The following is an 8,251-nucleotide window of genomic DNA, read 5'->3' as shown; positions in this document are numbered from 1 at the left end:
TAAAGAGACGGGGGCTCGGCGGGGCCGGGCCGCCGGACCGGGTGGTATTCGGGGAGCAGCCGGCGCAGCAGCAGCCGCACCGCGTCGCCGTCGCCCGCGCCGGCCGCGGCCTCCAGCTCGTCCAGCAGCTGCGGGAGCCCGGCGGGCGGCGCGGCGGGACGGGTCGCCCAGATCTTCGGGTGCGCGGTACGGATCCGCCGCTCGGAGTCGGCGAACGCCTTCTCCGCGAGCTTCTCGCCGGGCCCGAGCCCGCTGAACCGGATCGTCACCTCCGGCAGCCGCAGCTGCTCGGCGTACCGGTGGACGAGGTCGACGACCGGGACGGGACGGCCCATGTCGAGGACGAACGTCTCCGCCTCCTCCGCCATCGCCGCCGCCTCGATCAGCAGCCCCGCCGCCTCCTGCACCGTCATGAAGTGGCGCGCCACCTCGGGGTGGGTGATCGTGACGACCTCGCCGGAGGAGATGCGGTGCGCGAGCAGGCTCAGCAGCGGGCCCGCCTCGCCGATCACGTTGCCGACCCGGACGGCGGCGAAGCACGTCGGGCCGGGCGTCGCCGTCCGCAGCAGCAGCTCCCCGAGCCGCATCGTCGCGCCGAACACCGACGTCGGGTCGGCGGCCTTGTCGGACGAGACGAACACGACCCGCTCCACCCCGTGCCGCACCGCCGCGTCGATCACGTGCCGGGTGCCGAGGACGTTGTGCGCGGCGCCCCGGCACGGATCGCGCTCGACGGCCGCCAGCTCGTTGCGGCCCGCCGTGTGGAACAGCAGGTCGGGGCGGGCCGCCTCGATGGCCGCGTCGACGCGCCGCTCGTCGCGGACGTCGGCCTCGGCGAGCGCGACGCCGTCCAGCGCGGCGTCCAGCTCGCTCTCCAGGCGCCGCAGGCCCTCGCCGTCGCGGTCGAGCAGGGTCAGCGCGGCCGGTTCGAGCCGTCCGACCTGGTGGCAGAGGGCGCGGCCGACCGTCCCGCACGCGCCGGTGACCAGCACCCGCCGGCCGCGCACCAGCCGCCGCCCCCGGTGCCGCGCCATGACCACCTCGTCCCGCCCCATGAGCAGGGCGAGCGGACTGGCGGCGCCGGAGGCCGCCGGGACCGGCGCGGTGGTCCCGGTACGGCGGCGCGGCATGAACCTTCGCACGGTCAGCTCCGGGTCCGCAGGGCCTCGGCGAGTGCGGCGACGACGCGTTCGACGCCGTCCTCCGACAGCCCCGGATACAGCGGAAGCGACAGCAGTTCCTCGCCGACCCGGTCGGTCACCGGCACCCGCGCGCACTCCTCGGCGCCCAGGATCGCCTGGTAGGCGGTCATCTGGTTCGCCGGGATGAAGTGCACGGACGTCGCGACGCCCGCCGCCTCGAGCTCGGCGCTGATCGCGTCGCGGTCCGGGACGCGGACCTGGTAGAGGTGCCAGGCGTGCTGGATCCCGTCGAGGTTGCGCTGGGGCAGGACCAGGCCCGGCAGGTCGCGCAGCGCCGCGTCGTACCGCCGGACGATCTCGGCGCGCCGCTCCTGCCAGCCGGGGAGCGCCGCGAGCTGCGCCCGCCCGATCGCGGCCTGGACGTCGGTCATGTTCGCCTTCAGCCCGACCGTCTTCACGTCGTAGCGCCAGCTGCCGCCGGGCAGGTAGCGCTTCCAGGAGTCCTTGCTCATCCCGTGCATCCGCATCGCGCGGACCCGGTCGGCGAACTCCCCGTCGCTGGACGCCACCGCGCCGCCCTCGCCGATCGGCATGTTCTTCGTCGCGTAGAAGGAGAAGCACGCCGCGAACGACTCCGATCCGACGTTCGCGCCGCCGCGGCCCGCGCCCGGACCGTGCGCCGCGTCCTCGACGACCCGCGTCCGGTCGAGGCCGGCCGCCTCCGCCAGCGCCGCCACGTCCACCGGGTAGCCGCCCTGGTTCTGGACGATCATCGCCGCGGGCCGGCACCGGCCGGCCGCCGCCCGCACCGTCTCGGGGCTCGGCACGAGCGTGTCCTCGTCGATGTCCACCAGCACCGGCCGGTGCCCGGCGTGCAGGATCGCGTTGATCGCGCCGCAGAACGTCAGGCTCGGCGTCAGCACCGCCGACCCGGGCGGCAGGTCCAGCGCGCGCAGGCACAGCTCCAGCGCGGTCGTGCACGAGGCGACCGCCACGACGTGCGCGGCGCCCAGGTAGTCGGCGAACTCCTGCTCGAACGCCGCCGTCTGCGGACCCGTCGTGATCCAGCCCGAGTCGAGCACCTTCACGACCGCGTCGGACACCTCGCCGGACACCGACGGGATCGTGAACGGAACGGACGAACTCATCTGCTACCCCCTGCTCGTGTGGGAAGTGGAGATCTTGCGGGACACGGCGACGACGCCGAGCAGCGGCCAGCCCGACGCGGCGACCAGGTCGCGGACCGTCTCCAGCCCCGCCACCCGCGTCACCGGCCCGACCACCACGACCACGCCGACCACCTCGTCCGAACCCGGATCGATGTCCTCGAACGCGTGCACATGGCAGAGCCGGCGCACCGGAACCGGCTGGGTGACCTCCGAGGGCGACACCTCGGACTTCTTCGTCATCACGGCGGTGCCGCCGGCGCGGACCACCGACGTGCTCGTCTTCCCGCCGGGCCCGCTGCTGTTGAGCGACGGCCCGCCGTCGCCGCCGGGGTCGTCCTCGCCGCCGTCGTCGTCGTTGCCGGGACGTGCCGTGACGACCTTCGTGTCGTCCCCGTACACGGCGGACGCGACCGACGACACCAGGTCGGCGGGCAGCGGTCCGGGCGCGCCGACCAGCGTGATCCGCCCGACGCCCTCCTTCTTCGCGGCCAGCCGGATCCGCCGCCCGAGGTCGGCCAGCCGCACCGGTCCCCGGTCGGCCCAGCCGAGCAGCGGAACCCCGAGCCGCCGCGCCACCCGCCGCTGCCCGGGGATCGTGGGCCGGACCATCTCCGTCACCACCGCGATCAGGATCCCGCCGATCAGCCCGACCAGGCCCGCGATCGACGCCATCATGACCACCGGGTTCGTGCGCGGCGCCAGCACCGCCGGCTGCACCACCGACGCCGTCCCGGCCGTCGACAGCTGCGTCTGCAGGTCCGAGCGGTTCGACCGCAGGTCGGTCAGCTCCGCCTGCACCCGCTCCCGCTCGTTCGCGGCGCCGATGTCGGGGTTCGGCTGCGCGCCCGCCCGCCGCGACAGCGGCCCGAGCTTCTTCTCCAGCTCCCGGACGCGCTTGTCGATCTGCTCCATCTGCTGCGTGATCGAGCCCTGGTTGGAGGCGTTGATCTCCTTGACGACGGCGGCGCCGAGCGCGTCCGCCAGCCGCCGCGCCACGTCCGGATCGCGGTCCTTCACCGACAGCTGGACGATCGTGGACGTCCCGAGCCCGGTCACCTCGATCGCCTTGGCGACCTTCACCGTCGACCGGTCCACCCGCTGCGCGCGCAGCACCCCGCTCAGCAGGTTCTCGCTGGTCGCGAACGCCTTCACCTGGCTGACCACGATGGACACGCCCGCGTCGCCGGGCGCCGCGTCCGTCGCGCGGCTGCTCGCCTGCAGCCGCGACTGCGCGACCGCCGGCGGCTCCTGGCCGCCCATCGCCAGCCCCACCAGCACGAGCGGGACCACCGTCATGACCAGCAGAAGCGCCCAGTAGCTGCGAACCACCCGCGCCGCGACCTCGTCGATCTCCACGATCTTCCCCTCCGGCTCGTCACGGCGAGCGTAAGAAGGGGCTTCGGCGGAGCAATCGCCCAAAAGACGACCCTCGGCTACGCCTTTTGCATCAGGGCCCGGGTCAGCCGGACGGCCGCATGCCGGCCCGCATCGCGAGCGTGATCGCCTCCAGCGCCGAATGCAGCCCGAGCTTGGCCAGCAGGTTCTGCGTGTGCGTCCGGACGGTGTTGGCCGACAGCCCGAGCCGCTCGGCGATCTCGGCGCGCCCGAGCCCGTCCACCATGCACTGCAGGACCTCGCGCTCCCGCGGCGTCAGCCCGGCCAGCAGCGCGTCGCCCCCGGCCTCGCCGCCGTCCCGGACGAGCCTGCGCAGCACGTCGCCCAGCACGTCCGGCGGGATCCATCCGCCCTGCCGCGCCGCCGACCGGATGACCCGCGCGACCAGCTCGGCGCTCTCGGTCTTCTCCAGCCACCCGACCGCGCCCCGCCGGACGGCCTGCACCAGCGCGTCCAGGTCGCTCATCGCGGTCAGCACCACGACCCGGACGTCCGGATGGTCCGCGCGGACCCGGTCCAGGACGTCCAGCCCGCTCTCCGCGCCCAGCATCAGGTCGAGGACGAGCACCCGCGGGCGCTCGGTGGCGGTCAGCGCGAGCGCGCGCCGCACGTCGGAGGCGATCGGCAGGATCACCAGATCGGGCTCGCGCCCCAGCCGCGCCGCGAGGGCCTCGGCGAACAGCGCGTGATCGTCCACGATGAGGACGCGGATCGGTTGCATCCACCGACGATGACGGCTGCGCGCGCCCGGCGGATCCTGCAAACGCTGTACTTCGTCCGGGCTCCGCCGCCGGGGGAGACACGTGCGCGGACGCCATCGGGCCCCCGCCGGTTCACCGGCGTCCGGACCCGGTCACCTTCCGTGCGGGACATTGACCGTCCGCGACCGCCTGCGGATCCTGTGCGTGTCATTCAAGGGGACGCACTGGCCTGCAGGGGATGCCACATGAAAGTGCTGATCACTGGGGGAGCCGGGTTCATCGGCAGCACGATCGCCTCCGCCTTCGCCGAGCGCGGCGTCACGCCCGTCGTGCTCGACAGCCTGGTCACGGGCCGGTCCGAGTTCGCCGCCGGCAAGATCTTCTACCAGGGCGACATCGGGGACGGCGACCTGGTCGACGCGATCTTCCGCGAGCACCCCGACATCGCGGCGACCGTCCACTGCGCCGCGCTGATCGTGGTGCCCGACTCGATGGCCGACCCGCTGCGCTACTACCGGGTCAACCTGTCCAAGACCCTGGACCTCGCCGGCCACCTCGTCCGCAACGGCTGCGACCGGATGATCTTCGCGTCCACCGCCGGGATGTACCGTCCCGAACCCGACCTTTCGGTCACCGAGACGTCGTTCCTCGAACCGCAGAACCCCTACACCCGCTCGAAGATGATGGCGGAGCTCCTCCTGCAGGACTTCTGCAAGGCGTACGGCCTCCGCGTCATCTCGCTGCGCTACCTGAACCCGATCGGCGCCGACCCCCGGCTGCGCACCGGCCTGCAGAACAGCAAGCCGACGCACGCCCTCGGCAAGATGATCGAGTGCTACACCCTGGGCGCGCCCTTCAAGATCACCGGCGTGGACTGGGAGACCCGGGACGGCACCGCGATCCGCGACTACATCCACGTGTGGGACATCGCGCGCGCCTTCTACGAGGCCGCCGACCGCTTCGACGCGATCATCCCCCCGGTCGGCGACCACCCCCGCTACGAGGTGATCAACCTCGGCACGGGCGACGGCACCACCGTCCGCGAGCTCGTCGCCGCCTTCCGCGAGGTCGTCGGCGACGCCTTCGTCGCGGAGGACGCCCCGGCCCGCCCCGGCGACGTCGTCGGCGCGTTCGTCGACCCGGCCAAGGCGTGGGACCTCCTGGCCTGGAAGCCCGAGTACACCATCGAGGACGCCATCCGCCATTCCCTCCAGTGGGCCGAACGCCGCCGCACCCTCGACGTGGCCTGATCCGCGGTCCCGCCCGCCGGGCCCTCCTCCTTCCGCCGGAGGGCCCGGCCGGCGGGACGGGCACTTCCGTACCGTTTCAGCGGGCTTCTAACGAGGAACCCCGGTCCTGCAGGACCGGGAGGAATCGCTTCTCTCGTACGCGCGCCCCGGCGCCGCCCCGTCCCGGCCCCAGGCAACCTAGAGTTTGTAATGATATGGTCACGGACTGTGAAACTGGTGGTGCAGGTCAAGCTCCTGCCGACGCCCGAGCAGGCGTCGGCACTGAACGACACCCTCCACCGGGTCAACACCGCCGCCGACCACGTGGCGGCCATGGCCTTCGAACAGTTCGGGCTCCGCTGCCGTGAACTGCCCCTGCGAAGGCTCTGCTACGGCGACCTCAAAGCCGGCGGGCTCGGCGCCCAAGCCGCCCAGCACGTGATCAAACGGGTCGTGGACGCCTACACCACCCTCCGGATCAACATCCGTAACGGCAACCTCGGCGGCCCGGCATCCGCACGGCGCCGCAGAGCCGAGTCCAAACCCATCGCCTTCCGCCCCGACGCCGCGCACACCTTCGACGACCGCAACCTGTCGTGGCAACTGGACGCGGGCACCGTCAGCATCTGGACGACGGCCGGGCGGTGCAAGAACCTCACGTTCGCCTGCTCACCCGACCAGGCCAAGATGCTGGCCGACCACCGCAAGGGCGAATCCGATCTCGTGCACCGGGACGGCATGTGGTTCCTGCTGGCCACCTGCGATGTCCCCGAACCCCAGGTGTTCGAGCCGGTCGACTGGGTGGGGGTGGACCGCGGCATCGTCAACCTGGCCACCACCTCCGACGGCGACAACCATCAGGGGCGTCGGTTGGGCCGGTACCGGCGGTGGCAGGCCCGCAAACGCGCCGAACTCCAAGCCGCCCGCACCCGGTCGGCCGCCCGGCTGCTGAAGAAGCGGGCGCGGCGGGAGGCCCGGCACGCCACGCATGTCAACCACACGATCGCCAAGCAGGTCGTTGCCGTCGCGGCACGCACCGGACGCGGTATCGCGCTCGAGGACTTGAGTGGGATCCGCGGACGGGTCACGGTTCCTCGCGACCAGCGGGCACGCCTGTCGTCCTGGCCCTTCCACCAACTCGGCGCGTTCATCGCCTACAAGGCACGCCGCGCCGGTGTGCCGTTCATCGAGGTGGATGCGGCCTACACCTCCCAGCGCTGCCCGCGCTGCGGCCACACCGCCAGGAACAACCGTCCCTCACGGGACCACTTCTGTTGTCGCTGGTGCGGTCTCGCTGGGCCCGCCGATGTCGTCGCCGGGGTCAACGTGCGTGACCGCGCACGCTCGGCGTGGGTATTCGTCAACATGCCCCAACCCGCCCCCACATAGCGTGAGGGCGGGTGGATGCGACCCGTGACCGCCCCACCGTAACGGGCAGTCGGGAGCGCGAACAAAGCCCCCCAAGGACCGAACGAGCAAGCTCGGTCCCTTCAGGGCCGAGTAGTTGACTCCAGGCCCATATCTGGTGATCCCCTGGAGAGGTCTCAAATCCGGCATTACTTCCGATCTGCAAACTGACGGCAAGTCGGTTTTGCGGATGGCGAGTCGCCGAGAATTGCCGACCGCTCGTCATGAGTCGCGCGTAATCGCCTTGTTATGATCAACAAGGCTTCGCGATGCGCGAACCAGATTCACCAGAAAAGGAGAAATGGAATGAAACGCATAGCTCGTGCGGCGGCGGTCGCCGCGCTGGCCCTCGGCGGCAGCCTCCTGGCCGTTCCCGCGGCCTCGGCGGAAGCCGGGCCGCCGCAGGAGGTCCACATCTACATCAAGCCGCGCTACATCGTGGAGAACGGCCCCGGCGACCTGAACTACGCCGAGGTCGAGAAGTCGCCGCACGCCTCGCCGAAGAACGGGAACAAGCCCGTCCAGACCGGCGACGTCGCGCCGCACGTCCACGGGAAGAAGACCGGCCCCGTGGTCATCGAGATCGAGGGCCCGGAGCAGGACGCCGTGAAGGTGGACGGCAAGGGCGTCGAGAAGGCCGACGCGATGGAGGCCACCGCCAAGCCCGAGGCCGCGCAGTCCGAGGCCGCCGCGCCCGAGGCCGCGGAGCAGGGTGAGGCCGCGCCTCTGGAGGAGGCCGGGCCCGAGCAGGAGAACGCCGCCGCGGAGGCACCGCAGGCCCCGGAGCAGAGCCAGGCCCCGGAGCAGAGCCAGGCCCCGGAGCAGTACCAGGCCCCGGAGCAGGGCCAGGCCGCGCCTCAGGACCAGGCCGCTCCGCAGATGCAGGCGGCTCCGCAGGACCAGGCCGCTCCGCAGATCCAGCCGTAACCCGGTCCGCGAGTCCTGCCTAAGGTCGCGGGAGCCGCCTGATCGGCCCATCCGGCCGACGTCGCGGCGGCGACGAACACCAGAGCCAGGGTCATGCCCCGCTGATGGACATCAGCGGGGCATGACCTTAGTCGCGACATGCCCGCGGATGGACCCGCGAAGCACATCCCGGGCTCCAGGACGGGGCCGTGCCCGGCCGCGCCGTGGTTGGGGATCAGCGGGTCCATGTGCATCTCGGTCCCGATGCCGTGCCCGCCGTAGCCCTCGACGATGCCGTAGCG

The 8,251-nt window shown here is 72.3% G+C and carries 7 protein-coding genes and 1 pseudogene; 3 read left to right on the top strand and 5 right to left on the bottom strand.

What is annotated here, in order from left to right:
- The 4 genes from E1284_RS35925 to E1284_RS35910 form a co-directional block, all read right to left on the bottom strand.
- Positions 1–1,142, bottom strand: a 1,142-nt coding sequence (locus tag E1284_RS35925) for an SDR family NAD(P)-dependent oxidoreductase (RefSeq protein WP_131944614.1), incomplete at its 3' end; no start/stop codon positions are given.
- A gap of 2 nt (positions 1,143–1,144) precedes the next feature.
- Positions 1,145–2,290, bottom strand: a complete 1,146-nt coding sequence (locus E1284_RS35920) for a DegT/DnrJ/EryC1/StrS family aminotransferase (RefSeq protein ID WP_131944613.1) — start codon at positions 2,288–2,290, stop codon at positions 1,145–1,147.
- Positions 2,291–2,293: 3 nt separating this feature from the next.
- Complete coding sequence (locus E1284_RS35915) at positions 2,294–3,667, bottom strand: YveK family protein (protein ID WP_131944612.1); 1,374 nt, start codon at positions 3,665–3,667, stop codon at positions 2,294–2,296.
- Between the two features lie 103 nt (positions 3,668–3,770).
- Positions 3,771–4,427 (bottom strand): response regulator, encoded by a 657-nt coding sequence (locus tag E1284_RS35910; RefSeq protein ID WP_131944611.1) that lies wholly within the window; start codon positions 4,425–4,427, stop codon positions 3,771–3,773.
- 225 nt (positions 4,428–4,652) lie between these two features.
- Here E1284_RS35910 and galE point away from each other — a divergent pair, with 225 nt between their 5' ends.
- From galE to E1284_RS35895, 3 genes are all read left to right on the top strand, one after another.
- Entirely contained in the window at positions 4,653–5,657 is a 1,005-nt protein-coding gene (gene galE, locus E1284_RS35905; RefSeq protein ID WP_131944610.1) for a UDP-glucose 4-epimerase GalE, read from the top strand.
- Positions 5,658–5,864: 207 nt separating this feature from the next.
- Entirely contained in the window at positions 5,865–7,025 is a 1,161-nt protein-coding gene (locus E1284_RS35900) for an RNA-guided endonuclease InsQ/TnpB family protein (RefSeq protein ID WP_243714954.1), read from the top strand.
- A 324-nt stretch (positions 7,026–7,349) separates the two neighbouring features.
- Positions 7,350–7,970, top strand: coding sequence for a hypothetical protein (locus tag E1284_RS35895; RefSeq protein ID WP_131944609.1), 621 nt, complete (start codon positions 7,350–7,352; stop codon positions 7,968–7,970).
- 155 nt (positions 7,971–8,125) lie between these two features.
- Here the strand turns inward: E1284_RS35895 and E1284_RS43455 are convergent.
- Positions 8,126–8,251, bottom strand: a pseudogene (locus tag E1284_RS43455) (M24 family metallopeptidase); the annotation flags it as partial.

Source organism: Actinomadura bangladeshensis (assembly GCF_004348335.1).
GTDB lineage: Bacteria > Actinomycetota > Actinomycetes > Streptosporangiales > Streptosporangiaceae > Spirillospora > Spirillospora bangladeshensis.
This window is presented reverse-complemented; position numbering and strand designations above follow the sequence as displayed.

What these genes read in the sequence shown, in the direction of transcription:
- E1284_RS35920 (WP_131944613.1), bottom strand. Translation starts at nt 2,290, where the DNA reads ATGAGTTCGTCCGTTCCGTTCACGATCCCGTCGGTGTCCGGCGAGGTG.
- E1284_RS35910 (WP_131944611.1), bottom strand. Translation starts at nt 4,427, where the DNA reads ATGCAACCGATCCGCGTCCTCATCGTGGACGATCACGCGCTGTTCGCC.
- E1284_RS35895 (WP_131944609.1), top strand. Translation starts at nt 7,350, where the DNA reads ATGAAACGCATAGCTCGTGCGGCGGCGGTCGCCGCGCTGGCCCTCGGC.
- galE (WP_131944610.1), top strand. Translation starts at nt 4,653, where the DNA reads ATGAAAGTGCTGATCACTGGGGGAGCCGGGTTCATCGGCAGCACGATC.